Below are 26,181 nucleotides of genomic sequence, written 5' to 3' on the forward strand. Positions count from 1 at the left end.
ATGGACGAGGCGCTCGAGCGGCGCATCCGCGAGCGCATCCGCGGCTTCGATGTCCCGGCGCTGCTGGACGTGCTGAACACGTCCGGCTACGGCGACGCGGAGATCGAGTACCGCAGCCACCGCACCACCCTGCACCAGTCCCACCTGGTGCACGACATCCAGTTCATCCACCAGCCGCGCAAGCGCATCATCATCACGGTGAACGTGGGCCTGCTCAGCGCCCAGTCCCCGCTCCCGTCCTTCATGATGCAGACGATGGACCAGCTCGACCATGATCGGCTCGAGCGCTTCATCGGCTTCTTCGATCACCAGCTGCTGCGCGAGTGCTTCGCCGGGCTGTACCCGGAGCGCGAAGGGGCCCTGTTGCCCGGGTGGCCGGAGGCGGCCAAGGACCGGTTGCGCCTGATGCGCCCCACCTGTCAGAGCACCCTGCACTGGCTCTTCCGCAAGGTCTTCCCCGAGACGGAGCTGTCGGTGCGCCGCGACGTCCGCCCGCAGAAGGTCGCCGCGCCCGAGATGCGGCTGGGCGCCAGCGCGCTCGGTGAGGGCGGCGCCATGGGCGGCTTCGCCTCCATCCCCACCGGTGGCATGGAGGTGCGGCTCTTCGCCGACGAGCCCATCTGCAGCAGCGGGGTTCCCTGGGCCATCGAGGCCCAGCGCCGCCTCGAGGCGCAGCTGCTGCCGCTGCTCTCCGAGACGGTGCTGATGCTCACCGTGATTCTCGTGCTGCGAGAACAAGAGGGCTTCCTGCGCATCGAGCGCCAGAGCCACCTCGGTTATGATCCGCTTCACGGCGCCGAGGTGCAGACCCGGCAGGTCCTCCTGTTTTCGGGTGACACGTCGCGTTCTTCCTCGCCTGGTGGCTCCTGAGGCGGGAGAGCCTCCCTTGACCCCTGTAATCGCTTCTCCCTAAACTCCCGATCCAGAACACAGCGGGCTGTGTCCTGCGGTGGTGGGGGTCGGCGCGGGGGCAAGCAGGGGACGCAGACCGCTCGGTGTAAGGAGAAGCCGTGCCCATCCAGGACAAGCTGCCCAAGTCTCGTATTACGCTCGTCTACCGCACCAAGATCAACGGCCAGCCGGAAGATGTGAAGCTGCCCTTCCGCGTCGTGGTGCTTGGTGATTTCTCGCAGGGGAGCTCCAAGGACCGGCAGCTGGACCTGGACGAGCGCGCCATGCGCTCGGTCACCGGCTCCAACATCAACGAGCTGATGAAGGACATGGGGATGTCCATCTCGTTCGAGGTGGACGACAAGGTCAGCGCGGATGGCGAGGGGAAGATGCAGGTCCAGCTTCCCATCGACCGCATGAAGTCCTTCCACCCGGACGAGATCGTCCACCACGTGCCCAAGCTCAAGGCGCTGATGCTCCTGCGCAAGCTCCTCATGGAGATGCAGTCGGACATCGACAACCGCAAGGAGCTGCGCCGCACCCTCTACGAGCTGTTCTCCAACAAGGAGCAGCTGCAGAAGCTCCTGGAGAGCGACGCGCTCAAGAGCTACGAGTCCATGCGCCTGCCCACGCCGGCCAAGGCGAAGTCCGACCAGCCCGCGCTCGCCGCCGGTACCTCGGCCGCCAAGGCCTGATCACCCCACGCACCCTTCTTCACGCCGAGGAACCTTCTTCCCATGGCCGTCGAAAAGAACTACCTGAATGAGCTGTTCAAGGTCCGCGGGCTCGACATGCCCACCAGCGCCTCGCCGATGATCGGCACCGGCCTGGTGCCCGCCACCCACAACGAGGTGCAGGTGCCGGGCGACGAGCGCTTCATGTCCTCGCTCGCCGCGCTGCTCTACAACGTCGAGCCCGTCCAGGACGAGGCGGGGCAGATCCGCTTCGACAAGGGCGAGGTGCTCAAGGCCGTTGCCCGCATCGATGAGCTCATCGAGGGGCAGATCAACGAGATCCTCCACCACGAGAAGTTCCAGCAGGTGGAGTCGGTGTGGCGCGGTCTCGAGGACCTCGTCAACAACACCAACTTCCAGGCCGACATCACCCTCGACATCCTGGATGTGGCCAAGGAGGAGCTGGCCGAGGACTTCGAGAAGAACTCGAGCAGCCTCTTCTCCAGCGCCCTCTTCGACAAGGTCTACATCAAGGAGTACGACCAGTTCGGCGGCCGTCCCTACGGCGTCATGCTGGGCCTGTACGACTTCAGCGCCTCGCGCGCGGACCTGACGTGGCTGGAGCGCATGGGCACGGTGGCCAACGCGGCGCACTGTCCGTTCATCGCCGCCGCCAGCCCCAGGTTCTTCGACTGCGACAGCGTCGAGCAGCTCGAGTCGCTCAAGAACCTGGACGGCGTGCTCAGCCACCCGCGCTACAGCAAGTGGCACGAGCTGCGCGACAAGGAAGAGGCCGCCTACATCGGCCTGACGCTGCCGCGCTACGTGGTGCGCCTGCCGTGGGATCCCGAGAGCAACCCCTGCGAGGTGCTCAACTTCAAGGAGGACGCCCAGGGTGACTCCAAGAAGTACCTGTGGGGCAACACGGCCTTCCTCATGGGCCGCAACCTGGTGAAGGCCTTCGAGATGTCCGGCTGGTGCCAGTCCATCCGCGGCCCCAAGAGCGGCGGTCTCGTCACGGGCCTGCCCGTGGACTCCTTCACCCTGCGCGGTCAGAAGATGATCCAGGCGCCGGTGGAGATCGCCATCCCGGACTACCGCGAGTACGAGTTCGCCCGCAACGGCTTCATCCCGCTGGTGTACCGCAAGTCCACGGGCGAGGCCGCCTTCTTCAGCACCCAGTCCATCAAGCAGGCCAAGAAGTTCAAGGACCCGAAGGACTCCGAGAACTCGCAGCTCGTCACCAACCTGGCCTACACCTTCTCCATCACGCGCCTGGCGCACTACATCAAGAGCATCCAGCGCGACAACATCGGGAGCACGGCGGACGCCGGCTACGTGCAGCGGCAGATCGAGTCCTGGCTGTCGGGCTACGTCACCACGGTGACCAACCCGGACGACCTGACGCTGCGGCGCTTCCCGTTCAAGTCCGTGGCCGTGCAGGTTGAGGCCCGCCCGGGTGAGATTGGCTGGTATGATTGCAAGGTGGCCGTGCTTCCGCACATCCAGTTCGAAGGCCTCAACGTGGAGCTGATGTTGGAGTCCCGCCTGGGATGACCAGGCCCCCGTCGTAGTCCCCATTCAATCAAGCGCAGGAGGGCGAAATGCCTCAGTACGCCAAGTCCCTGGACGTGTACCAGGGTTTCAACTTCAAGAAGGACAAGCAGACGCCGGTGGGCTACATCACCAAGCTGGTGGTGGGTGATGTGGAGCTGGTCGCCGATCAGGCCACCATCAAGGATCCGGAGCAGCCGGGTTCCGACTTCGGCTCCAAGGTCGTGGGCGTGCTCAGCCACTACCTGTGGGAGACGGGCACCACGGACGCCATGTACCTGTCCGCGCAGATCTCCACGTCCAACAAGCAGGCCCTCCAGGCCAAGCTGCTCACGGACTGGACCAACATGGAAGTCACCTTCAACTACGTGGTCTACGAGTACGACCCGAAGGAGAAGAAGTACTTCAAGTCCAACCACCTGGACGCCGAGCTCAAGGGCATCCTGGAGAAGAACGGCAACGACCTGAACCTCTCCGTGGCGGATGATGCGTCGCGCGAGGTGCAGTCGCCCGAGAACTTCACCCTCCAGATCGGCATCAAGCCGCAGACCCTGGAGCAGGTGGTGCACATGGCCACGGGTCTGAACAAGAACCTGTCCAAGCAGTGGGGCATCACCGCGGAGTAGTCACCGCGCGCCGCTAGCCCGTCGGACCCCTGGCGGGAGGAGGCTTCCTCCTGCCAGGGTGATGGGAAGGCGCGTTCGAGTCCCGCCTGGGAGGGGCTGGAGAGCCTCCAGCGAGACGGCCTCTTTGACCCTTCACCCCAGGAAGCAACACTATGCAGCACCACAAGCTCGCGCGGGTCCGCTGGCAGGTTGGCCAGACGCTCCTTCCCGAGCACTTTCGCGCCCAGGATGAGTCCCTCTCCGCGGAGGCGCGGGTACACGCCGGGCTGTCCGGGCTGCCCCAGGTGGGCATCGCCTCGCTCGCGTGGAGTGAAGCACTCCTGGCCGAAGGCAGTCTCTCCATCTCCTCACTGACCGCCGTCCTGCCCGGGGGCTTCCTGGTGGACGTGCCCGGCAACGCCGCCCTGCCGTCCTTCTCGCTGGAGGCCACCGGGCGCGCGGAGGTCACCGTCTTCCTGCACCTGCTGGAGGACACGCGCGGCACCGAGGGCGTGCCGCTCTACGCGGACGAGCCGCCCAACGTGCAGCGCGTGCTGCGCAAGCTGCAGCTCTCCAGCGAGCAGGCCGTGGACAGGGCCCTCTCCTCGTTGGAGCTGGTGTCCTTCTCCAAGAACCTCGATGGCTCCTGGCGCCCCGCATCCCGGAAGGTGCCGCCGCTCTTGTTGGTGGGGCCCAACCCCTTCCTCAACGGGCTGCTCGCCGAGCTGGACTCGTTGCTGGAGAAGGCGCACGGCCAGCTCCGCACCCTCCTGCTGGACAGCTACCAGCGGGGCGAGCGGCTCGCGAGTGCCCGCCGCACGCTGCTCGAGGTGCACCGCCTGCAGGCCCTGCGCACCGACATGCGCAACGGCATCAGCCCGCACCCGTACTTCTTCTTCGCCGCCCTGCGGCAGTTCTACTTCGAGGTGTGCTGCTACCTGGAACTGGAGCCCACCAGCGACATGCCCACCTACCTCCACGAGAATCCCGCCGAGGGGCTGTGGGGGTGGATGACGCTGCTCAACCGGGCCTTCCGCCCCGAGGACACGCGGCTCACCTACAAGCCCTTCGATCACAAGGAGGGCCAGTTCGTCCTCGCGCCGCTGCCCACGCTGGACGAGGGCGTGCCGAGCGAGCTGTACCTGCTGGTGCGCAGCGAGGATCCCAGCCAGCCGCCCTCCATGGAGGGCGTGAAGATCGCCAGCCCCGCCCGGCTGCCCGCGGTGCGCCGGCTGGCGCTCCGGGGCATTCCCTTCCAGCACGTGCCGCACCCCGCCTTCCCCCACGCCTTCGGCCCGGAGATCTCCTGGTACAAGCTGTCCATGGGCGAGGAGTGGCAGTACGCCCAGCGCGACAACGGCATGGCCTTCTATGCCACCCCGTCGCTCCAGGGCACGCAGGTCTTCCTCTTCTGGCGCAGGGCTTGAGATGGCACGCCCCTCCTTCCTCGACAAGTTCACCAGCCCCTGGCAGCGCTCCGGCTCCCAACAGGGTGAGCTGCCCCTGGTGCGGCAGAACCTGGAGTCCGTGCTCAACACCAAGGAGGGCTTCGGCTACTTCGTCCAGGGCTTCGGCGTGGGCCGCTACACGGAGAAGTTCGGCACGCGCGATCTGATGACCACGCTCTCCGAGGAGCTGCTGCACTCGGTGCGGCAGTTCGAGCCTCGCCTGGAGGAGCCGGAGCTGGAGCTGCGCGGCCGGGACTCGGGCCTGTGGCTGCACTTCGTGCTGACCGCCCGGCTCAACGGAGCGCCCTGCACACTGCGGCTCCTCTTCCATACCGTGAGCGGCCGCGTCCGGGTGGAAGAGGACGAGGAGGGGTGATGGAGCGCACCTTCGACGAACGGCTGACCGTCTCGCTCACCCTCACCATCGCCGGCAAGGCGCATGAAATCATCGCCGGCAGCATCAAGCGCTTCGCCCTGGAGCTGTGGAGCTGGGGGCTGGAAGGGGAGGTGGAGTTCCTCCTGACGGACAACTCGGCCCAGGGTGGCAAGGAGAAGGACGCGCTGCTGGCGGACTTCATCAAGCCCGACCTGGTCGAGGTGTCGCTCGAGGTGAAGGCCGTGCTCGCCGAGGCGTCCGCCCGGCCGTCCCACACCGCGTTGACGGTGAAGGGGCTCGTCACCGAGAAGACGCTCGTCGAGGAGGTCGTCCCCACCACCAGCGGCGCCACCGTCATCCTCCACCGGCGCTATGGCATCCGCTTCCTCGACGCCGCGCGCGTGCTGTGGCGGCAGCACTTCCCCTGTGCCCTCTACACCTCCAAGACGCTCAAGGATGTGCTGGACGAGCACAAGGGCGACAAGATCAGCCTCGCCTATGACTGGGACGCGGGCCTGGGCACCTCGCACTCCCTGATCTTCGTGGGGTTGGATCCCCAGCGCGGCGCCAGCTTCTACGACTGGGTGCTCTGGTACGTGCACGGCCACATGGGCGTGTGGACGTACGACTACGCCGCCCACGGCTACAAGTTCGCGGCCGCCAAGGACGCCTCGGGCACGCCGCTGAAGCTGCAGGAGGACAACCTCCAGGGCCTGGAGGTGCTGCTGCCCGAGGTCATCCGCCACGACGTGACGGTGCTCAACGCCACGGCCGAGAGCCCCCAGACGCAGCCCGTGACCCAGACGCAGGCCGTCGCCGGCATCCGCCAGGACGTGCTGCTGGTCACCCCCATCTCGGACGAGGTGCAGGCCCGGGTGGACCTGGAGACGGCGCGGCTCAAGTGGCGCGGCCCGGAGATGGAGCTCGTCTGGCGCTCCTTCCCCGAGAAGACGTTCACCCCGGGCGCCCTGGTGAAGCTGCCGGACAACGCCGCCTGGAACGCCGCGGGCCTCGCGGCGGGCGAGCCTCTCCGCGTCCGCAGCCTGCACGTGTCCGGTGAGGTGTCGGAAGAGCAGGGCCAGGAAGAGGTCTACAACGATCCCAGCGCGCTCTTCTCCTTCCGCATGAGCACGCGGCTGGAGCGCAAGGACGATCCCCACGTGGACCTGCCCGCCTGGCAGCCCCCGGCCTACCCCCGTTACGTGGAGGGCCTCATCGTCAGCGAGCAGGGCGCCGAGAAGGACGAGACCTGGCAGGCCTATACCGACTCGAAGACGTCCCAGGACGGGTACAAGGTGAAGATCCCTCTCTTCGCCGATCAGATCATCCCCGCTCCCTTCAACCCCAACCTGCTGCCCGGCCACTTCTACTTCCCGGCCTACAAGGGCGAGCGGGTGCTGGTGGCGCTCGGCTTCCAGAACGCGTGGATCAAGCGCTTCCTGGACTGGCGCACTGGCGCGCGCATGCCCCAGGACGGGCAGGGCGTGCAGCTGCTGGTGGGGAAGACTCCCGAGAATGGCACCGCGCTCAAGCACTTCTACACGGACGACAAGCCCGTGTTCCTCATGCAGCGCACGAGTGCCAAGGACACGCAGAAGATCCAACTGGACGAGGGCACGCTGCTCATCGAAGTGAAGGAAGAGCAGTCGTGATGCGCGGGGCGCTTCGGATCCCCACCAAGAGGGCGAGGAACCATGGGCAAGCTCGTCTGCACCGTTGAACTGGACAAGGAGAAAGGCGTCACCGTCAAGGTGGAGAACGCCGACGACCAGATCACCCAGACGGTGGTGATGGATGGCACCAGCATCACCATCACGGTGAAGGGCTCCGAGGAGACGAGCACCTACGTCCAGAAGCAGGACAGCGTCACCATCACGTGCAAGGATTTCACCGTGGACGCCACCGGCACGCTCACCCTCAAGTCCGCCAAGGCCTCCAGCTGGGCGAGCCAGGACACGCTCACGGTGGAGAGCACCAAGGACATGACCTTCACCTCCAGCGCCAAGCTCACCCAGAGCGCCACGCAGGACGCCGCGCTGTCCTCCAACGCCAAGGTGGCCATCGAGGCCGCCACCAACCTCGATCTCAAGGGCATGCAGACCAGCTTCACGGCCTCGGGCGGGGACAACAAGATCGAGGGCGTCAACCTGAAGATGTCCGGGCAGGCCCAGGCGGAGCTGGCCGCCCCCATGATCAAGGTCGCCGCCCAGGCCAAGCTCGGCCTCGAGTCCTCCGGCATGGCCGATCTCAAGGGCTCGATGACCACCGTCGGCGGCTCGCTCGTGAAGCTGGGATGATGAGGGTGCGGTGAGCGATTCGTCGGAGCGGATCTACCTGGACTACCTGAACGAGCTGGATGCGCTCGAGCGCTTCCGGCAGCGTTTCCTGGGCTCGTACCCCACCGTGCCCATGGACCGGGAGGACCCGCACGTGCGGCGCCTCATCGAGTCCATGGCCTTCTTCTCGGTGCAGACGCGCCTGGCCACGCAGCACAACCTGCGCTCCACCTGGCTGCGGTTGTTCTCCTCCTTCTTCGACTTCCTCCTGCAGCCGCTGCCCGCCGTGGGCCTGGTGCAGGCGCTGCCGGCGGAGAAGATGACCGAGACGGTGGTGCTCACCCGGGGCACCGAGCTGCGCCTGTCTCCCGCCCACGGCGTGGCCGGTACCTTCCGCACCCGCCGCCACCTGCGCATCCTCCCCATCTCCTCCGCGGGCACCGAGGTGGTGCGTCTGCCCGACGGGCGCTGGCGGCTCATCCTCCGCTACGCGTCCAGCTTCCCGCGCCGGGATCCCGTGGGCCTCTTCAGCCTGCACGTGCGCCACCTGGACGAGTACCGCCCCTCGCTGGCCGTCTTCCACGCGCTGCGCCAGCACCTCACCCAGGTGGGCGTGGTGTACGACGCGCCCGCCAACGAGTCCTCCCAGCCGCTGCCGTGCGAGTTCTCCCTGGGCAACGCCCCCGGCGAGCTGGATGACGCGGGCGCCTATGAGCACCCGCTGCAGCGCGTCCGGGCCTTCTTCCAGATGCCCGAGCAGGGGCTCTTCCTCCACGTGTCGGTGCCCTCGCACCGCAAGGAGTGGACTCGCTTCAGCCTGTGCCTGGACCTGGACAAGTCCTGGTCGGTGGGCCGCTCCAGCTACCCGGACTTCCTCCACCCTTTCGTCGTCCCGGTGGAGAACCTCAAGGCCGAGCCCGCCCAGCCCATCGTCACCGACGGCACCCGCTCCGAGTACCCCGTCCGCGGCATGACCGCCGGGCGCGATCTGCAGCTGCACTCCATCACCGGCGTGTACGTGCTGGACAAGACGGGACGCACGCCCATGCGCCCGGCCTTCCTCCCCGGCGAGGGGCCCAGCTACGAGCTGGACGAGTCGCTCGACGAGGATCTGCGCGCGCGCCACAGCCTGCTGGTGCGCATGCCCGAGGCCTTCCTCGAGCCGCGCAAGCTCCTGGTGGAGGCGCTCTGGTACCAGCCCCAGTTCGTCTCCGAGGCCGTGGGCAAGGTCTCCGTCTCCACCCCGGGCCGCCACGTGGAGGGCCTCGGCTGGCAGCTGGTGGGCCGGCTCGAGGCGCACCGCGAGAGCTCCCTGCGCAATGACGTGGCGGGGTTGACCCGGCTGCTCGCCTGGAAGGTCAAATCCACGCTCGAGCGCAACGAGCTGGCCGCGTTGCTGAACTACCTCGGCACTCCCGCCGAGGAGCCCTTCCGCCGCGTCATCCCCTGGCTCCGCGAGCTCAAGGCCACCGTGGCCCCGGATGGCGCCCTGCGTGGATCAGGCCTGTTGCACGTCTACGAGCTGCTGCTCGAGCCCTTCGACGCCAGCGCCGAGCCCCTGGTCGCCTGCTTCCTCGAGCAGGTGCAGCAACTGCTGGAAGCGTGGAATGCTGAGGCCTCGGTCGTGCTGCGGCCCACCGTGGCGGGGGCAGGGCCCTTCCAGTTCAAGGTATCCTCATGAAACTCGAGCATTGGCAGAGCATCCTGCGGACGCACCGCCAGGTGCGCTCGTTGTTGGATCAATCCCTGCCTCCCGAGCCCGCCGCGGGCGGTGAGCGCACCCAGGTCCGCGTGGGCCTCCAGGGACTGGCCCAGCTCCAGCAACTGCTCCTGGCCGAGGTCGGCTTCCTCCAGCGCGCCCTGGGCGGTACCTACCGCGAAGAGGAGATCGACGAGGCGGTGCGTCCCTTCGTCTATCTCGTCGACGAGCTGGTGCTGCGCCGGCTCGCGGACCTGGAACAGGCCGACTGGCCCCTGTTGCAGTACAAACTGTACGGCATCGACTCGGGCGGCGATCGCTTCTACGAGGTGGCCGACGAGAAGCTCGTGCAGCGCGGGGCCTCGCCGCTCGTCTTCGAGCTGCTGCACTTCTGCCTCACCGCCGGCTTCGAGGGCCGCTACGCGGGCAACACCGCCCGGCTGCGCGAGTACAAGGAGCGCCTGGCCGCTCGCATCCCCACGCCCGAGGCCGTGCCCGCTCCGCCGCCCGCCGCGGCGCAGCAGCCGCTCGTCCACGCCTTCCCGTGGCGCTATTACGCGGTGTCCGGATTCGTGGTGGTGACCGTCCCGGTGCTACTGTGGTGGCTATCGCGATGAGGGCCGAAGCGCAGATCACCAAGGAGCTCCAGGGAGCCCGGACGCAACTGGTCCGCCTGGAGAAGATCATCCAGTCCGATCTGGGGGGACTGAGCGCGGGTGTGGAGCCCCTGCTGGCCGAGGTGCGCGCGGGAGTGGCCGCGCTCTTCCCGGAGGCCGGTGGCACGCGGCTGGCGCCCAAGGAGCACGAGGCCCGGCACGACAAGCTCTTGCAGACCCTGGACGAGCTGGAAGACGTGTTGGAGGCACTCCAACTGGCCGCGCGCTCTGGCCGCTCCAAGGCGAGCGCGGCCCGCGGGGGGAGATGATCCGTGGGGTCGCAGCTGCTGAATGTGGTGTTGGCGCAAGCTCCCGCCGGGGGCGGAGATCCGACGAAGGCGCTCAGCGCGGGGGTCAACTCCCTCAACTCGGGGGCCCAGTCCGTCAAGTCGAGCGCGACGACGCTCGGCAAGCTCTGGGCCCTGGTGAGCCCGTACCTCATCTGGATCCTCGTGATCTCCGTCGTGGCGTTCCTCGTGTTCGCCACGGTGAAGTGGATCCTGCCGTGGTGGCGCCGCCGCCGTGCCGGAGATCCGGCCGCCAGCGGCCCTCCGCCGATGGACTCCAACCGCCTGCTGCGGGTGCGCCAGGCGTTCCTCTCCGGACTGCCCTGGGCCAACCGCGCCGCCGTGGTGGACCTGCCCAACGTGGTGGTGCTCGGGCCCGCCGGCAGCGGCAAGACGGAGCTGATCGGCCTGGACGTGGACTGGCAGCGCCAGGCCCGCCAGTTCCTCCCCAGCTACACCGCGGACGCGCTGCTGCAGATCTACCTGGGCCCCGACTGCGTGGTGCAGGAGGTGTCCGCGCCGCTGCTGGAGGATGAGTCGCTCGGGGCGCGCCGCGCCCTGCGCCGGATGTGGAGCAAGTGCTTCAACCACCGGCAGAAGGGCCTGGCCGTCATCGCCCTGGACGTGCGCTGGCTGGCGGACACCCCGCCCGACGAGCAGCGCCGCATGGCCCAGCTGCTGCGCGGCAAGCTCAACATCATGTCCGAGGCCCGCGGCGGTCCCATGGAGACCCGCCTGTGCCTGACGCACATGGACGGGCTCGAGGGCTTCGAGGACTTCGCCCGGCTGCTGAAGAAGCACAACGTGCCGCTGTCCTTCGAGATCCCCAAGGCGGGTGAGGAAGGCCGGCTGGCCTCGTTGCTGGAAGGGCAGGAGCAGTACCTGGCCCTGGGCCTCACCTCGCTGCCGGTGGACGACTTCGAGCGCCTGGAGCACTTCTACTCCCAGGGCGGCCGCTCGTTCTCGGCATTGGGCCGCTTCGTCTCCGCGCTGCTGGAGGGCGACACGCTCTCCTTCAAGCCGCGGATCACCCGGGTGTTCTTCTCCTCCCGTACGCCCGAGGCGCGCGCCAGCGACACCCTGTCCGTGCTGGCCGAGGAGAGCTCCACCCAGTCGCTGCGCCAGCACTACCTGCGCACCCACCTGCGGCGCGCCGTGACGATCGCCGTGGTGGGCTGTCTGCCGGTGATCGCCGCGTACGCCCACTTCTACTCGCTGCTGGGCGAGGCCCAGGACGAGCTGAAGGGCTTCGAGGACACCATCGCCGAGCTGCGCGAGCAGGGCCTGGAGGGCAGGGGAGAGGTCGTCGAGCAGGAGGTGAACGAGGCCGCGGAGGCGCTGCTGCATCTCAACCGCGCCACGCGCTGGTGGCCGCCGCTCAGCTCCAGCTTCCCCGATGAGATGGCGGATCTGCGGCAGCGCCTGGCCCGGGGGATCCGCGAGAGCCACCTGCGGCCCGCCCTCACGCACTGCCGCAAGCAGCCCAGGGACTGCCGCCCCGAGCAGGTGCTCTACCTGCTGGCCACCCTGCACGCCTCCAACGGGGACAGCCTGGGCACCTTCGTGAGCTCCAGCATCCAGCCCCAGCACACGCGGCTCCTGAGCCGGTTCCGCGGCGGCGAGGACGCGAACGAGACCGCCTCCACCATCGAGAAGAGCCGCACGTGGATCTCCGCGCTGGAGCTGCGCGAGCCCCTGGTGGCCACCTACGTGCTCGCCAGTGACGAGCCCTGGGAGCGCTCACCGCCCTGCCGCCGCGGCGCCGTGCAGATCTCCAACAACGCGGACGAGGATTGGTCCTGCTGGCCCTACGCGCAGCGGCTGACGTTCGAGAGCCAGCTCAAGCCCTGGGTGGATCACTTCCTCTTCCTGCGGCAGACCCTGGAGGCCGGGCCCAAGGGGCTCGCCGAGCTGGATCTGCGACGCGAGGAGCGCGAGCGTCTGCAGGCGCAGCTGGCGGACCTGGACGTCTACGCCTCGCTGCCCACCGTGCTCAACCTGTTCGACGCCTCGGCGGTGCAGGTCAACACGCGCCACTTCGAGGGCATCGAGACCACCGTGCAGGTGCTCGACTGGCTGAGGGCGAACCGGGACACGCTCGCCGCCGTGCTGCGCATGGAGGAGGAGGCCTACGCGGGCTACCAGGCCGTGGAGAAGATGACCCCCTCCGAGTTGCTCACCCGCGATGGCCTCTGGCTGACGGGCGAGAACAAGGGCCCCTACCGCATCGAGCTGCTCCAGCAGTCCTTCGAGTTCCGCCCGCCCCAGCTGTCGCGGGATCTGCTCCAGGCCCTGCTCGACACCTATGAGAAGAGCGGACGGCTGTCGGTCGCCGCCCACGCCTCCGTGCGCGATGGGCAGATGGTGCTGACCCGGACGCCCTTCGAGGCGGACCTCAAGCCGCTGGTGGATGACTTCACCCAGCGCCTCAAGAACGCCCAGCTGCCGCTGGAGGAGGCCGCCAAGCGCGAGGCGTACGTGCAGAAGCGGGTGAACCTCTTCTCCCAGGGCTACCGCGATGGGCTCTTCCACACCATCCGCGGCTACCGCTTCACCGCGCCGCGCCGGCAGCTGCTCGACTCGCTGGCCCGGCTCACCCAGCCGTCCTCGGAGCAGGTGGACATGCTGCGCGACGTGGCCACCCGCGCCAACCTCGAGCCGCTGGAGGGCCCCTACTACGAGCCGCTGCGCAACGCCGTGGCGCCCTTCCGGCCCATCGTCCAGCTCATGACGGCGGACAAGAGCGGCTTCTATGCCGCGCTCGCTCCGTACCAGGCGCTGGTGGCGCAGATGCACGACGAGCTGGACGCAGTGTCCAGGCCCGGCCAGGACAAGGCCGCCGCGGGCAACGACAAGGCCGCCGCCGCGGCCCCCGCCAAGAAGGACAAGAAGGCCCCGGCCGAGGAAGGGGAGGGCGAAGAGGCGCCGCAGGATGGCACCGCGGAGCTCTCGGACATGATCACCCCGCTGGAGAAGGTGGCCCTGTCCATGCTGCTCGAGGAGGAAGGCTCGTACCTGCGCAAGGCCCAGGAGTGGCTGGACTCGCAGGGCATCACCGGCGAGCTGCGCCAGCCCTTCCTCGAGCCCTTCCTCCAGGTGCAGAAGCTGGGCAAGCAGGAGCTGGAGAGCACCCTGTCACGCCAGTGGGAAGAGGCCGCCGGGCGCATGCTGCGGCCCATGCTGGAGCGCTACCCCTTCAACCCCGACTCCAAGGAGGACGTGGATCCGGGCGAGCTGGAGGTGCTGCGCCGCAAGGACGGTGCCTTCTGGCACTTCGTGGACCAGATGTTCTCCCGCGTCGCCGTGGAGCGCGGCACCCAGTGGTCCCTGCGCGGGCCCCTGCGCGAGAAGCTCACCATGCCGGACGAGCTGCTGCTGAGCCTCAGCCGCCTGTCCCGCCTGTCCAAGCTGCTGTGGGATGACGAGGGCAGGCCCCGGCCGCTCATGCTCAAGGTGCAGCCCCAGCCCCTGCCCGCGCCGCCCATCACCGGCGTCTTCGTCACCATGTCCTCCCTCAAGTGCGGGAAGACGACCGCCTACGGCTTCAACCAGAGCCCCACCTGGCAGGAGTTCCCCCTGAGCTGGTGGGATCAGCAGGTGTCCTCCATCGTGCTGGAGATGCGCTCGCCCGCGCGCGACGCGCCCCAGTACCTGTCGCTGCCGTGGAACCGCTCGGCCTGGAGCTGCTTCCGTCTCTTCGAGGAGGCCACCCTCACCAGCGATCAGCGCCGCCAGTGGAGCCTCGCCCTGCAGGGCAACGGCGTGGGCAAGCGCGGATTGGAGATCAGCTTCGGCCTCAAGGGAGACCCCTGGGTGCCCTTCCGGGAGGTGCCACGATGAGCGCACGCATGTATCGGTTCTCGGCCCTGGCGGCGTTGGCACTGCTCAGTGGCTGTGGCGCCAGTCAGATCAACCTCAACGTCAAGTCGCCTCCCGGGACGAACCTGGGCCGGCCCATGTACATGCTCGTCCGGCAGGTGGACCCCAAGCAGTACGCCAACGAGGCGTACTCCGAGGTGGCCGCCAAGGTGGGCGCCCCGGACAACACCGTGCTCCAGACGTCCGTCATCTACCCGGGCACCATCCAGCGCTTCCAGGTGAAGGCCCCGTCGGAGGGGGCCCTGGCCGTCTCGTTCCTCTTCACCGCCCCGGACGGCAACTGGCAGCTGCTGCTCAGCCCACCCGTGTCGAGCGCGGTGGACATCGAGCTCACCGTGAGCCGCATCCTGAGCGACTCGACGCCTCCCGCGCTGCCCCAGGATCAGATGGCCGCGCCCGAGGCCAAGCCTCCCGAGGCGCCCAAGATGCCGGAGCTGCCCAAGGAGATGCCCAAGCTGCCCGGCCTCCCCGGCGGGAAGTAGCTCAGGCCGCCAGCGCGCGCACCTGGGCGTCCAGCCCGTCCATCATCTTCTCCACCCACGTGCGGGCCTGCTTCACCGGCTCCTCGAAGAGGGTGGTCTCCTTGATGGACTGCTCGATCTTGTCCATTGGCGCGAGCAGCTGCTCCCGGGCCTCGTCCACGCGGCCCGCCATCGCGTCGATCTGCTTCGCCGCCGCATCCATCAGTGAGCCGGCCTGTGTCGCGATGGGCGTGAGCAGCTGATCCACCCGCTGGGTCAGCTCGGTCTCGATGCGCTCCCGCGCCTTGCGGACCTCCTCCAGCCCCTGTTCCACCGACGTGCGCGCCGTGTCGATGCTGGACTTGAGCTGATCGCGCGCCGCGTTCACCTGGGTCTCGACCGTCTCGCCCACCTTCGCCATCTGGTCCGTCGCGGTCTTCACCCCGTCCGCCAGGCGCTGCTGGAGCATGTCCAGCTGCTCCTTCACCTGCGTCTTGAGCGCGTCCACGCGCGCGGAGACCTGCTCCACCATGGCCTCCACCTGCTTCACCACCTGATCCCGCGCGTTCGCGATCTGCGCCGTCACCTGCGCCACGAGCTGCTCCACCTGCGTGACGGCCTGATCGATGGTGCTCTGCACCGACTCCAGCAGGGTGCCGATCTGCTGCACGAGCTGATCCTGCAGCGTCTGCACCTGCTGCACGGCCTGCGTCTGGAGCTGCTCCACCTGGGTGATGAGCTGATCCGACAGGGAGGTGATCTGCTGCCCCACCTGGTTGGAGATCGCCGTCAATTGGGTGGAGATCTGCGTCACCACCTTGCTGATGGCCTGCATGGCCGGATCCACCAGCGCCTTGGGCAGGTCCGAGGCGGGAATGGCCTCCAGCATCTGCACGGCCTTGGCCAGCACGGACTCCAGCGTGCCCACCAGCGTCTTGTAGAGTGTCTGCAACTGCTCGAGCTTCTCGGGCAGCAGGGCGAAGAGCGCCTGCAGCTGCTTCTCGAGCTGGGCCACCGTCTCCATCAGCTGATCCATCACCGAGAAGGCGGTGTCGATCGTCTGCTGCACGGGCCGCTGGATGGACTCGAAGGTGGCCATCGCCGTGCTCATCACGGTGTCGATGGCCTCGCTGCCCTGGGTGATGAGCGCGTCGATCTGCTGCTGGATCTGCTCGATCAGCTGCTCCACGGCCTTGATCTGGCTGGCCAGGTTCTCCACCTGCCCGGCCAGGGTCTGCTCGAGGGTGTCCAGCACCTGGTTGAGCTGATCGCGCCCGGCCCCGAGCGTGTTGGCGACCGTGGTCTCCAGCGTCTGGAGGAGCTGATCGGCCGTCTCGGTGGCGCTCTTCACCGTGGAGCGGACCGGCTCCAGCCCCGCGCGCACCTGGCCGATCAACCGTCGTGCCTCGGCCTTCGAGGACTCGCTCGTCGACTGCACGGTATCGTGCAGCCGCTGCAGGGCGTTGGTGGGCTCGGCGATCACGGCGTCGAGCGCGGTGTTCAGCCGCTCGGCTTCCTGGCCCACCGTCTCGCGGATCTGCACCGCCGGGGCCAGCACCAGGGTGGTCACGTTCTCCAGCTTCGTGGCCGCCCCCTCCAGCTCCTGGCTCGCGCGGGTGCGGACCTTCTCGAGCTCCTCCCGCACCTGCTTCTCGCGGGCCTCGATCTCCGCGAAGGCCTTCTCCAGCTCCTTCTCCGCGTCGGCGCGCAGCTTCTGGAAGTCCTCCTCGAGCTGCTTCTCGCGCTCCTCGAACTTCTTCTTCTGCTGCTCCACCTGATCGCGCAGCTTCTGGATCTCGTCCTTGATCTGCTTCTCGCGCGCATCCGCCTGCGCGGCCGCCTTCTTCACCTGCTCATCCACCTGCGCGCGCAGCTTCTGGAGCTCCTCCTTGATCTGCTTCTCGCGGGTCTCCAGCTGGGCGGCCGCCCCCGGCTCCTTCTTCTTCACCTGGGCCCGCAGCTTCTCGAGCTCGTCCTGGAGCTTCTTCTCCTGGGCCTCGAGCGCCGTGGTGAGCTTCTTCGCCTCCTGCTCGGCCAGGGCGCGCAGCTTCTTGTACTCCCCCTCGAGCTGCTTCTGCCGGGCCTCCAGCTCGGAGGTGAGCTTCTTCAGCTCCTGCTCGGCCTGATCACGCAGCTTCTTGTACTCGGCCTCGAGCTGCTTCACGCGCTCGTCGAGCTTCGCCTTCAGGGCGTCCTTGCGCTTCTTCAGCGCGGCGAGCAGCTCGGAGGAGAGGGACTGGCAGCGCTTCACCACCTCCTGCCCCAGCGAGTCGAGCTGCGTCACGAAGGACTTCTCCTTGTCCTTCACCGTGTTCTCCAGGGCGTCGAAACGCGAGGAGACCGCCGGCTCGATGGCCTTCACGGATTTCTGGATCCGGCCCCCGGAGGACGTGAGCTTCTCGCGCAGGGCGAGCACGTCGTCCGCGGCCTTGTCGAACCTGGACCACAGGGCCTTCACTCAGGGCTCCATCTCCGCCAGCTCGGCGTCCAGTGCATCAATCTGTTTCGAGAGCTCGCCACCGAACGCGTCCACCTCGGGGCGCAGGGCGCCCACGGCCGCCTCGAGCTTGCCCGTGAGGGCCTCGACCTCCGTGCGGATCGGCTTCAGGCGGGCCACCACGCCCGTGCTGAAGGACTCCAGCTCTCCGCGAAGCTCCGCTACCTTGCCGCTCAGTTGCTTCATGGGTGCGCTCCGTCCCCCGGTTCCTTCTCACAGCAGCTTCTTCAGGGCCGCCTTGGCCGCTTCCGCCGCGCCCGACAACTGCCCCATTCCCTGGGACAGCCGCGAGGTCGCCCCCTTCAGCCCGCTCTTGGCCTCGGCCACCTTGGCGCCCACCTCCGCGCGGGCCCCGCTGAGCGCCGCCTTGGCCTCCGCCTGGGCGCTCTTCATCTTCGCACGCACCGAGCCCATCGCGGCCTGGTAGGCGGCGGACGTCTCCCCGACAGCGCCTCCCACCGCCGCCGTGAGGTCTCCCTTGGCGGCCTCGACCTGGGGGGTGACATCGTACGTGGGGGTAGGGGGCCCGCTGGCCTCCGACTCCTTCACCTGGATGAAGAGGTTGCCCTCCTTCATGCGGATGACCTGGGTGTCACCCCCGTTGGTGCGGAGCATGTTCCACACCGGCTTGTCTTCCTGGAAGTCGTGCGTGAAGGCCGTCTGGCTCGTCTTGTTCCAGCCCAGGAGGATCTGATCGCCCTGTCCGTCCTGCGGCGTGCGCACGCCTTCCTTCCAGTCGAGGAAGCGGTCGAACTCGGCATGCGCGAAGTGGAGCGCCACCAGCACCCGCGTGTTCTTGTACGGCGGGAAGAAGAACTGGCCCGGGAAGTGGATGGGCTCGGCCGGCACGCTCACCGTCTGGTTCCACAGCGGCACCGTCATCCGGAACCAGGTCAGTGACGTCTTCTCGTCCTCGACGATGAGGTAGCGCCTGTCCTGGGGCTCGCCGCCGGGGCTGTGCACCAGGGCCTCGACGTGGATGGGGTAGCGCGGCGCGCGGAAGGGGGGCAGGGTGACCAGCGGCTCCGAGGCGGACTCCAGCCGCGCCGACATCATCACCTGGTAGTTGGCCTGGGGCGTCTGCTGGTTGTCGTGCTGGCCATCGCGCTCGGCATGGGCCTCCAGCTCCAGCTCCAGCACCCGCTGGTCCTCGTCCAGCCCCGTCAACGCCTTGGGCCACAGCGGGCCCTCCAGGCGCACCAGCGCGCCGGGATGCACGGGCACCGTGGGGAAGTGCTTGAAGGACAGCTGCAACTGCCGCTGGCGCACCTGCAGGCGGGCCTTCTCCAGCTTCTCGCGCTGCTCGGCCTGGGTGGTGATGGGCGTGCGCAGCAGCACGTCATGGGACACGCCCGCCACGGCCTGCGGCTGCTCGATGGGCGTGGTGGTGGGCCCGTTGGCCAGGGCGTTGAGCACGCGCGTGCCGTGGCGGATGGGCTGCGGCAGCCGCACGTCCACGTGCTGTACCTGGAGGCGATCCAGCGGCTCGGCCGTGCCCGAGGGCTTGCTGTCGGCCAGCAGGTACTCGTTCTTCTGGCAGTCGTAGCTGAAGACGCCGTTGTTCGCGTCCACGTACCAGAGGACGAAGTCGTAGAAGCTCACCTCGGGGGCATCCGCGCCCAGCGCGAGGCACAGCATCTCCTGCTTCTGCCGCAGCGAGGCCCAGTCGTAGGACAGCTGGAGGGTGGCCTTGTGGGCCTCGAGCACCTCCTGCATGGACATGTCCGTGTGCAGCTCGATGGGGCGGTGCTGGCGCCAGAGCACCTGCGCGGCGTCGGCGAACTCGAAGGTGTAGCGGCGGAAGACGCGCTCGGCCTTCTTGTCCTTGCCGTGGGGCTCGGCGATGACCCGGCGGCTACGGGCGATGCCCTGCACCACGAGCGGCGCGGGCGGCGAGTCGAGCGCGGGGTTCACCGAGGCCACGGCCAGCCGCACCTGGACGAGGTCCGGCTTCTGGAAGGCGGTGAAGAGCGGCGAGTCCTTCTTCTCCAACGAGGTCCAGAAGGTGACCGAGGCGTTGAAGCCGTGGCTGCCCAGGCGCACGGCCAGGTGCTTCACCTGCCCACCGGGGATGGAGAAGGACTGGCCGCCGATGGTGAGCGTCAACTCGGGCTTGAGCTCCTCCTGGAATGCCGTCCTCACCGGGTGGTGTCCTCCCCTCGAGCAGGGTGCCTGGGCGCATCATCGCACATCGCCCCTGGATTCGTCCCCGGCGACCTCCACTGGCTGTCGTAGCCCCTCGCACTTCTCAGGGCCTGCCCTGGGCCGGCTGAGCCCCGGGCCCGCCTCTCAGCCGTGCAGCGGCAGCATGAACTCGAGCTGCACGTGCGTGCCCGCGAGTTCGGGCTTCAGCGCGGCGAACACCTGGACGCCGCGCTCGCCGTTCCCCGTGGACACCACCTTGCCCTGCAGCTGACAGGCCCGCCCGGCATTCCCCGTGGGGAGGAATGCCTCGGCGGCCCGGGTGAAGACGGCGGACACCGCGTCCTGGCTGGCGCCCCCGGGGAGCCGCTCGGCGATCTCCTCGGCGAGGCGGACGATGCGGCCGGTGAGCAGCTGCGCGGGCAGCGGCGTGGCATCCCCGCCGCCGTACACCATGGGCGCCGCCGCCAGCAGCACCGCGTTCGAGTCCCACCAGCCTCCCACGCCCACCACGCCCCGCGCGGCCAGCCGCTCCTGTTCTCTCAGGGAGAGGCCCACCTCGGTCGACACCGGCGAGCGTCCGCCGGGCCTCCACACGGCCGGTGCCCGCGTCCCGCTGCCCGGCCCCACCAACCGGCCGAAGGTGCGCGTGTCACGGAAGCTCGCCGCCAACAGGGCCGCCATGGCCAACGCGGGGCTGGTGAAGCACTCGCGGTGCACCTCCCCGTGCTGCTCGGCCATCATCACCACGGGATTCCGCGCGGCACACAGCCAGCGGGAGTCCTCTTCCGCTCGCAGCCGGTTCCACGCCTCCGACTCGGGCGCCTCCCGGACGGCCACCACCAGGGGCAGACAGGCCTGCTCACCCAGTGCCGCGAGCCGGCGCAGGGTGTCCACGTCGTCGAGGGGATCCACGAGGAAGCACGCATCGGGCCGCTGAAGGGCGGGCACGTCGAGGCTCCGCGTGAGCGCGTCCACCAGCTGGTGGGGCTCCACGTCGAGCACCTCGATGTCCATGCCCGCGGCGGTGGGGCAGTGCGTCCACAGCCAGTGCAGCCCGCGCCAGGCGGACTCCAGCCGCGCCACCCGGGGGTGCAGGAGGATGTCCCGCGCGGTGCCGAAGAGGGCCTCCTCGACGAGCGCGAGCGCGGCGTCGCGGGCCTCCTGGGGCGAGTGCGTCTGGCGCAGGGCTTCGGCCAGCGCCGAGGACAGCAGGCCCGGGCCCAGGCCCTCCAGGAGGCGGGCGGCGTCCTGGGGACCGAGGCCTCTCGCGCCGGAGAGCGCGTCACGGACGGCGCGCAGGGTGCGCAGATCCGGCAGGGCGTCGATGACCGCGGAGAGCTGGAAGGACTCCAGCCCCTCGAAGGAGAGGGTATGGGAACTCGCGTCGCCGGAGCCGATGCGATCCCGGAGGGTGACGTTCAGCCCGCTCCCGGCGCGCCCGAGCTGCTCGGCGAAGGCGGCCTCGGTGAGGAGGAACCGGTGGCCCGAAGGGGAGGGGAGGAAGGCCCCGGCGACGAGCCAGCGCACACGGACCGCGGGTGGAAGGGTGGTGTCCATGGGGCCTCCGCTACGCGCTCGCCCGCTCACCGCGCTGCTCGGGAGTGAGGGGCAGCTCCAGTGTGAACGTGGCCCCCTGGCCCGGTCCCGGGCTGTGCGCCTTCAGGGAGCCTCCCAGCTCCTGGGCCGCCAGGGCACTGGAGTGCAGGCCGAAGCCGTGCCCCTCGCTGCGGGTGGTGAAGCCATATTGGAAGATGCGTGTGAGCATCTCCGGCGGGATGCCCACGCCATTGTCCCGCACCTCGATGTGGATCCACCCGGGCGTGAGATTCGCCAGGCTCACCGTCAGGCGCCGTTGTCCCGCGGGCACCGGATCCATGGCGTACTTGGCGTTGCTGATCAGGTTCACCAGGATCATCAACACCTTGTGCTTCTCGGTCTCCACGGGAGGCACGGTGGCCAGGTCGCGCTCCACCTGGACGGCGTGGCGGCCGAGCGCGGCCTGGTTGATGCGCAGGGCGTCCTCCACCAGCTCCCCCAGCTGCACCGGCTCGAACATGTGCTGGGGCGTCCGGGCGTAGCGCTGCTGCAGCTTGACGATGGCGCCAATGTGCTCGGTGTGCCGGCTGATGTCGCCGAGCAGCGTCTGGAGCTCCTGCCGCTCCTCCGACATGTACTGGCCCAGCCGGGTGAGGAAGGGCAGCGTGTTCTTCCCGCGCTCGTCCCGGGTGAGGAAGGTGGGGAGATCGGCCCGGTGCGCCTCGAGCAGCTCCGCCAGCTTCTCCAGGCTCTCGAGCTTCAACGCGCCCAGCCGCTCCCGGGCCAGCAGCGTCGAGGTGAGGACGCTGTTGAGCACGTTGCCCACGTTGTGCAGCACGTTGGTGGCGATCTCCGCCCGGCCCACCTGCCGCGCCGTCTCCACCAGCTGCCGGTGGACGTCCTGGAGCTCCCGGGTGCGCTCCTCCACCCGCTGTTCCAGGCCCTCGTTGGCCTGCCGCAGTGCCTCCTCGCGCCGGTGGATCTCCCCGGCCATCCGTTGGAAGGCGTTCGCCAACTGCCCCAGCTCGTCGCCGCGCGAGGTCTCCAACTGGACGTCGAAGTCGCCGGCCTCCAGCCGGGCGGTGGCCTGGGTGAAGCCCATCAGCGGGCGGGTAATCTGCTGCTTCAGCACCCAGTACATGATGGCCAGTTCCAGCAGCAGCGACGCCACGCCGAATCCCAGGACGTAGCGCGCCGCCCGGAACGCGCCCGCGGACACCACCTGCTCGGACAGCACCGTGACGACGTACCACCCCGGGCCCTTCAGCCGGGCCACGCCGAGCAGCTCGTCGTACTCCGGGAGCTCCAGCACGGTCTGCTCTGGGGACTGGTTCTTCACCCGCTCGAAGATGGCGTGCAGGTGGGCCCGCTGCGCTGCGGTGCCCACGTACGCGGCGGCATCCTCCGGCTTCCCGGTGTTCTTCAGGATGTCGTAGACGCCCTCTCCGCTCTTCATCCTCATCTCGGGGTGGGCGATGAGCTGCCCATCCTCGCGGACGAGGATGTTGTAGGCCCCGGGCATGTGGTTGTTGATGGTCCGGGCCATCAGATCGTTGAGGAGCACGTCATGGGTGATGGTCCCCACGTGGCGGCCCTCCACGTCCACCGGGGTGGCGACGGTGACCATCCACGTCTGGGTGGGCGGATCCTCGTAGATGCTCGTCCAGGCGGACACCCGCCGCGGGTTGTTCGCGGGCAACCCCAGCGTGTAGTACTCGAAGTCCTCGAGCGAGAACGTGGGCTCGAGATCCTGGAAGTAGTTGGCCCCCTCCGGCCAGTACCCCGCGATGGCGCCTTCCGGCAGGATGATGCCGGTGGTTTCGAAGCGGACGTGGAAGGCGGGCGCGTACTGCGCCGTCACGTCATAAGCGGCCACGAGCCGGCGGCGGAAGTCGGCATCCGCCGTCACGCCCGGGGGAACGAAGACGCCCGGCATCCGCGTGCCATCGAAGCTCTCGCGGCGGTTGCGGATCGTCCCATCCGCACGCGGGGCGAACAGCTCGTCGAACCGGGCGTCCACGTCCTCCTGGCTCAACGTTTGGAGCCGCTCCTCCAGGGCCTTCTTCATGGCGGCGTGGTCGTCCTCCGCCAGCACGAAGAGGAGCTGCTCCCGTTGGCTGCGCTCCGTGACGTTGCGCTTCAACTGCACGAGGGCCTCGTCGCGCAGGGAGTAGAAGATGTGGAGGTAGCTGAAGAAGGTGGTCAGCGCGATGATCACCGCGATGCGCACCCCCATGTTGATGAGCGTCGAGCGAGCCAGAGACGACCGGGCGGGGAGGGAAGACTCGTGCTGTCTGGCCATGGGGGTGCTCGGCCTGCTCAGGGGGTGCTGAGGGGATCGGCCGGGTTGCTTCCCACGGCCCGTTCGTCGCCGTCGAGGAAGCCGTCCAGATCGCGATCGATGCCGATGCGCTGGCCCGAGCCCGGAGGCGTGCACGTATAGGTCAGCGCCCCACCCCCCGTGGACACCTGCAGACGCAGGGCCGCGTCCGTCAGCTGCGGCCTGGACTGCCGGTCGGGCTTGAAGTAGCCACCCTGGTAGAAGAAGCCCACCTCGCTCAGGCCGATCCGGCCCTGGGCCACCAGGTCACACTCCCCGGCGTTCGCGCGCGCCACCAGCAGGTTGAGCCGCGGGCCCACCACGGACGCGTTGCCAGGCGTGAGGGTCACCTGCTGGCCGACGATCGGCGCCAGGTTGGTGTCGAAGGCCAGCAGGAACTGCTCCATGTCCAGCTTGGCCTGGTAGCCCTCGGGCCCCTCCGGGATGCCCACCGAGTTGAAGATCGGGTGGAAGTCGAAGCCGCTGTTGAAGCGGAACAGCGTGTCGATGGAGCCGTCGCTGTTGAAGCCGAAGCCGCGGATCTGATCTCCCATGAAGCCATCCGCCGGGGTGAAGCCGAAGTCGTAGCCCACGCCGAACATGCCGATCTTCTGGTACATGTTCCGCAGCTGCGGCGTCTTGGGGAAGAGCGCCGTGGCGACGAAGGACGGGCGGCCGTCCGTTCCGAAGAAGCCCTTGCCCACCGGGCCCTCGCCCGGGTTGGCGTTGGGATCCAACGTGTGGCAGGAGTTGCACGAGCCGTGGAAGAAGCTCGTGGTGTTGAAGTAGAAGTCCCGCCCGCGCTGCTGCGCCGGAGTGAGCGAGTTGTCCAGGTTGCGCACCGGGTTGGGCGGGTACCTCACCTGGAGCATGAAGTCGGTGAACTGCTGCATCTCCGCGGCGGACAGCTGCGCGTTCCTCCCGAGCAGATCCATGAAGGCCGGGTTGAACTGCTTGAAGGCCTCGGCCTCGTTGAAGGCGCCGCTGTCCGGCTGGGCGCTCGGCGCGGTGTAGCCGCCGGTGCGGTCCCCCCGCCAGTGCATGGGTCCGTGGTTCGCCATCCCGCGCAGGCTCTGGGTGGAGAACGGCCCCTTGATGGGATGGAAGTTGGGATCCTGGCCGAAGGTCGGATCATCGCCGAACTCGGGCGGCACCGGGACGATCGGGTTCGGGTTCACCTTGTAGGTGCCATCCGGGTTGCCCAGGTTCCACACCAGGCTGTCGAAGTCACCGAAGATGTGGCAGCTCGCGCAGGACGAGTCGCCGTGGCTCGAGCTCTTCTTCGCGTCGTAGAGGAAGGGACGTCCCGCCACCACGTTCGCCGGCTCGGGGTTGTGCATCTTCAGGTGGGCCACCTCCTGGCGCGTGACGGTGTTGACCACGGAGATGCCGTTGTCGAAGCGCGTCAGCACGTACATGCGCCCGCAGCTCTCATCCAGCACCATGCCGGTGGGCCCGCCACCGCTCAGCGGAATCTGGTTCGTGGTGCTCGGCACGAAGGTGTCCGCCTCGAGCGCCGCGGTGGAGTAGACGCCGATCTTCGAGGAGCCGAACGCGGCCACGTACAGCGTGGTGCCATTGGAGTTCACCGCCATGCCGAGCGGCTGCGCGAGGCTCTTCTCGTTCTCCGCGTTGGGAATGGGCGCGCAGCAGGCCGCGTAGTTGATGTGCTTGTTGAGGTGCCGCCGGGCCACACCCGTGGAGCTCAGCACGGAGATGCGGCTCTCGTGCAGGTGGCCGCGGAGCGTCTCGCCCGCGAAGGTGCCCGGGCCCTCGAAGCGCAAGTCATTCCGGGCCTCGGTGTTGCTGACGTACACCTTCCCGTTCACCGGGTTGACGGCCATGTTGAACAGGATGGTGCCCACGCCGGTGTAGTAGCCGGCCGTGCCGGAGAGCTGCGCCGGCGGGTTGGCGTTGGCGTCGATGACGAACACGTCCTTGTCCGGCAGGGAGAACTTCACCTTGTCCGTCCACGGGCGGCCCAGGCTGTCCACCCAGTCCGTGCCGTTGAAGTGGACGATCACCGAGGACTCGGGCGCCGGCTTGCCCTCGGCGTTGACGTTGGGTCCCGGGACGCCACCGGCCGCCTCGCCTCCGTTGGGCACGAGGATCTCATGCACCACGGTGGAGCGGTTGCCGGAGTGGAACGCGGCGGCGTACACACGCGAGCCATCCGGCGTCACCGCGAGTGCGCGCGGGGTGTCACTGAAGAGCGTGATGATCTTCAGGGGGTTGCCGGCCAGCGAGCTGCCCAGGTTGTTGGAGTCGAAGACCCAGACGTCCGCGCGGCCCACGCCCGGCGTGGTGAACTGCGGATCGAAGGGGACGTTCTGCCCGCGGTGGGCGGCCGTGATGAAGGCGCGGCTCTTCATCGGTCCGGCGAAGACGATGTCGCGCGGCTCGTCACCGACGAGCAGCGTCCGCACCACGGCGCCCGCGCGCCCGTACACGTTGTGGCGCACGACGCTCACGCTGTCGGACAGATGGTTGACGACCCAGACCTCGTCGTCGCTCCGCGCCGCCACCGCCACGGGCTCGAGCCCCACGGGCACCGAGGAGACGTGCGAGAGCGTGCCCGCCACCACCTGGAAGATCTCCAGGCGGTTGTCCGGCGTGTTGACGGCGTAGAGGAACCTGCCACTGGGGGACAGCGCGAGCGGCCGCACCTGTCCGCTCTCGAAGAGGGTGAACGAGGACGCCGACGCCTCGTGACCCGCAACCGCTCCCCCCACGAGCAGCACCGCGACGAGGGCTGCTCTCAGACGATTCCAGCGTGATGCCAGACGGTTGGCTTGCATGACGGCTCCCTACAGAAGGACTGGAAGAATCCTTTCCAACACGAGGCCGTATGCCGTCAAGTCAGGGATTCCAGAGATG

19 protein-coding genes are annotated in these 26,181 nt (G+C 68.4%); 13 read left to right on the forward strand and 6 right to left on the reverse strand.

Annotated elements, in window-relative coordinates; translation table 11 throughout:
- From AC16DP_RS36915 to AC16DP_RS36975, 13 genes are all read left to right on the forward strand, one after another.
- Positions 1 to 870, forward strand: coding sequence for a hypothetical protein (locus tag AC16DP_RS36915; RefSeq protein WP_329726166.1), 870 nt, complete (start codon positions 1 to 3; stop codon positions 868 to 870).
- A gap of 140 nt (positions 871 to 1,010) precedes the next feature.
- Positions 1,011 to 1,586: a type VI secretion system contractile sheath small subunit gene (tssB, locus tag AC16DP_RS36920; protein ID WP_329726165.1), complete on the forward strand. Its 576-nt coding sequence runs from the start codon at positions 1,011 to 1,013 to the stop codon at positions 1,584 to 1,586.
- Between the two features lie 42 nt (positions 1,587 to 1,628).
- Positions 1,629 to 3,122 (forward strand): type VI secretion system contractile sheath large subunit, encoded by a 1,494-nt coding sequence (gene tssC, locus AC16DP_RS36925; protein WP_329726164.1) that lies wholly within the window; start codon positions 1,629 to 1,631, stop codon positions 3,120 to 3,122.
- Positions 3,123 to 3,169: 47 nt separating this feature from the next.
- A complete protein-coding gene (locus tag AC16DP_RS36930; RefSeq protein ID WP_329726163.1) occupies positions 3,170 to 3,745 on the forward strand; it encodes a hypothetical protein in 576 nt (191 codons plus the stop codon).
- Positions 3,746 to 3,897: 152 nt separating this feature from the next.
- The gene (gene tssK, locus AC16DP_RS36935; protein WP_329726162.1) at positions 3,898 to 5,151 is read left to right on the forward strand and encodes a type VI secretion system baseplate subunit TssK; all 1,254 of its coding nucleotides are present in this window, start codon (positions 3,898 to 3,900) and stop codon (positions 5,149 to 5,151) included.
- A 1-nt stretch (position 5,152) separates the two neighbouring features.
- Complete coding sequence (locus tag AC16DP_RS36940; RefSeq protein ID WP_329726161.1) at positions 5,153 to 5,548, forward strand: GPW/gp25 family protein; 396 nt, start codon at positions 5,153 to 5,155, stop codon at positions 5,546 to 5,548.
- A complete protein-coding gene (locus AC16DP_RS36945) occupies positions 5,548 to 7,200 on the forward strand; it encodes a hypothetical protein (protein ID WP_329726160.1) in 1,653 nt (550 codons plus the stop codon). The genes AC16DP_RS36940 and AC16DP_RS36945 overlap by 1 nt, the downstream gene beginning before the upstream one ends.
- Before the next feature lie 42 nt (positions 7,201 to 7,242).
- Positions 7,243 to 7,845, forward strand: coding sequence for a hypothetical protein (locus AC16DP_RS36950; RefSeq protein WP_329726159.1), 603 nt, complete (start codon positions 7,243 to 7,245; stop codon positions 7,843 to 7,845).
- A gap of 10 nt (positions 7,846 to 7,855) precedes the next feature.
- On the forward strand, positions 7,856 to 9,505 hold the full coding sequence (locus AC16DP_RS36955) for a type VI secretion system baseplate subunit TssF (protein WP_329726158.1): 1,650 nt from the start codon (positions 7,856 to 7,858) through the stop codon (positions 9,503 to 9,505).
- Entirely contained in the window at positions 9,502 to 10,140 is a 639-nt protein-coding gene (locus tag AC16DP_RS36960; RefSeq protein WP_329726157.1) for a DotU family type IV/VI secretion system protein, read from the forward strand. Before AC16DP_RS36955 ends, AC16DP_RS36960 begins: the two co-directional genes overlap by 4 nt.
- On the forward strand, positions 10,137 to 10,448 hold the full coding sequence (locus AC16DP_RS36965) for a hypothetical protein (RefSeq protein ID WP_329726156.1): 312 nt from the start codon (positions 10,137 to 10,139) through the stop codon (positions 10,446 to 10,448). Before AC16DP_RS36960 ends, AC16DP_RS36965 begins: the two co-directional genes overlap by 4 nt.
- A 3-nt stretch (positions 10,449 to 10,451) precedes the next feature.
- Positions 10,452 to 14,306: a hypothetical protein gene (locus tag AC16DP_RS36970; RefSeq protein WP_329726155.1), complete on the forward strand. Its 3,855-nt coding sequence runs from the start codon at positions 10,452 to 10,454 to the stop codon at positions 14,304 to 14,306.
- On the forward strand, positions 14,303 to 14,827 hold the full coding sequence (locus tag AC16DP_RS36975; RefSeq protein ID WP_329726154.1) for a hypothetical protein: 525 nt from the start codon (positions 14,303 to 14,305) through the stop codon (positions 14,825 to 14,827). The genes AC16DP_RS36970 and AC16DP_RS36975 overlap by 4 nt, the downstream gene beginning before the upstream one ends.
- A 1-nt stretch (position 14,828) precedes the next feature.
- Here AC16DP_RS36975 and AC16DP_RS36980 read toward each other — a convergent pair whose 3' ends face one another.
- The 6 genes from AC16DP_RS36980 to AC16DP_RS37005 form a co-directional block, all read right to left on the reverse strand.
- Entirely contained in the window at positions 14,829 to 17,264 is a 2,436-nt protein-coding gene (locus tag AC16DP_RS36980) for a phage tail protein (RefSeq protein ID WP_329726153.1), read from the reverse strand.
- Positions 17,265 to 17,489: a hypothetical protein gene (locus AC16DP_RS36985; RefSeq protein ID WP_329726152.1), complete on the reverse strand. Its 225-nt coding sequence runs from the start codon at positions 17,487 to 17,489 to the stop codon at positions 17,265 to 17,267.
- A gap of 27 nt (positions 17,490 to 17,516) precedes the next feature.
- Positions 17,517 to 19,445: a hypothetical protein gene (locus tag AC16DP_RS36990; protein WP_329726151.1), complete on the reverse strand. Its 1,929-nt coding sequence runs from the start codon at positions 19,443 to 19,445 to the stop codon at positions 17,517 to 17,519.
- 147 nt (positions 19,446 to 19,592) lie between these two features.
- Positions 19,593 to 21,005 (reverse strand): type VI secretion system contractile sheath domain-containing protein, encoded by a 1,413-nt coding sequence (locus tag AC16DP_RS36995; protein WP_329726150.1) that lies wholly within the window; start codon positions 21,003 to 21,005, stop codon positions 19,593 to 19,595.
- Positions 21,006 to 21,015: 10 nt separating this feature from the next.
- Entirely contained in the window at positions 21,016 to 23,286 is a 2,271-nt protein-coding gene (locus AC16DP_RS37000) for an ATP-binding protein (protein WP_329726149.1), read from the reverse strand.
- Positions 23,287 to 23,303: 17 nt separating this feature from the next.
- On the reverse strand, positions 23,304 to 26,102 hold the full coding sequence (locus AC16DP_RS37005) for a YncE family protein (protein WP_329726148.1): 2,799 nt from the start codon (positions 26,100 to 26,102) through the stop codon (positions 23,304 to 23,306).
- Positions 26,103 to 26,181 lie beyond the last annotated feature (79 nt).

Source organism: Archangium sp., from assembly GCF_057119385.1.

Coding starts and splice junctions, on each gene's coding strand:
- AC16DP_RS36915 (WP_329726166.1), top strand. CDS start 1: ATGGACGAGGCGCTCGAGCGGCGCATCCGCGAGCGCATCCGCGGCTTC.
- tssC (WP_329726164.1), top strand. CDS start 1,629: ATGGCCGTCGAAAAGAACTACCTGAATGAGCTGTTCAAGGTCCGCGGG.
- AC16DP_RS36930 (WP_329726163.1), top strand. CDS start 3,170: ATGCCTCAGTACGCCAAGTCCCTGGACGTGTACCAGGGTTTCAACTTC.
- tssK (WP_329726162.1), top strand. CDS start 3,898: ATGCAGCACCACAAGCTCGCGCGGGTCCGCTGGCAGGTTGGCCAGACG.
- AC16DP_RS36940 (WP_329726161.1), top strand. CDS start 5,153: ATGGCACGCCCCTCCTTCCTCGACAAGTTCACCAGCCCCTGGCAGCGC.
- AC16DP_RS36945 (WP_329726160.1), top strand. CDS start 5,548: ATGGAGCGCACCTTCGACGAACGGCTGACCGTCTCGCTCACCCTCACC.
- AC16DP_RS36950 (WP_329726159.1), top strand. CDS start 7,243: ATGGGCAAGCTCGTCTGCACCGTTGAACTGGACAAGGAGAAAGGCGTC.
- AC16DP_RS36960 (WP_329726157.1), top strand. CDS start 9,502: ATGAAACTCGAGCATTGGCAGAGCATCCTGCGGACGCACCGCCAGGTG.
- AC16DP_RS36965 (WP_329726156.1), top strand. CDS start 10,137: ATGAGGGCCGAAGCGCAGATCACCAAGGAGCTCCAGGGAGCCCGGACG.
- AC16DP_RS36975 (WP_329726154.1), top strand. CDS start 14,303: ATGAGCGCACGCATGTATCGGTTCTCGGCCCTGGCGGCGTTGGCACTG.
- AC16DP_RS36985 (WP_329726152.1), bottom strand. CDS start 17,489: ATGAAGCAACTGAGCGGCAAGGTAGCGGAGCTTCGCGGAGAGCTGGAG.
- AC16DP_RS36995 (WP_329726150.1), bottom strand. CDS start 21,005: ATGGACACCACCCTTCCACCCGCGGTCCGTGTGCGCTGGCTCGTCGCC.
- AC16DP_RS37000 (WP_329726149.1), bottom strand. CDS start 23,286: ATGGCCAGACAGCACGAGTCTTCCCTCCCCGCCCGGTCGTCTCTGGCT.
- AC16DP_RS37005 (WP_329726148.1), bottom strand. CDS start 26,102: ATGCAAGCCAACCGTCTGGCATCACGCTGGAATCGTCTGAGAGCAGCC.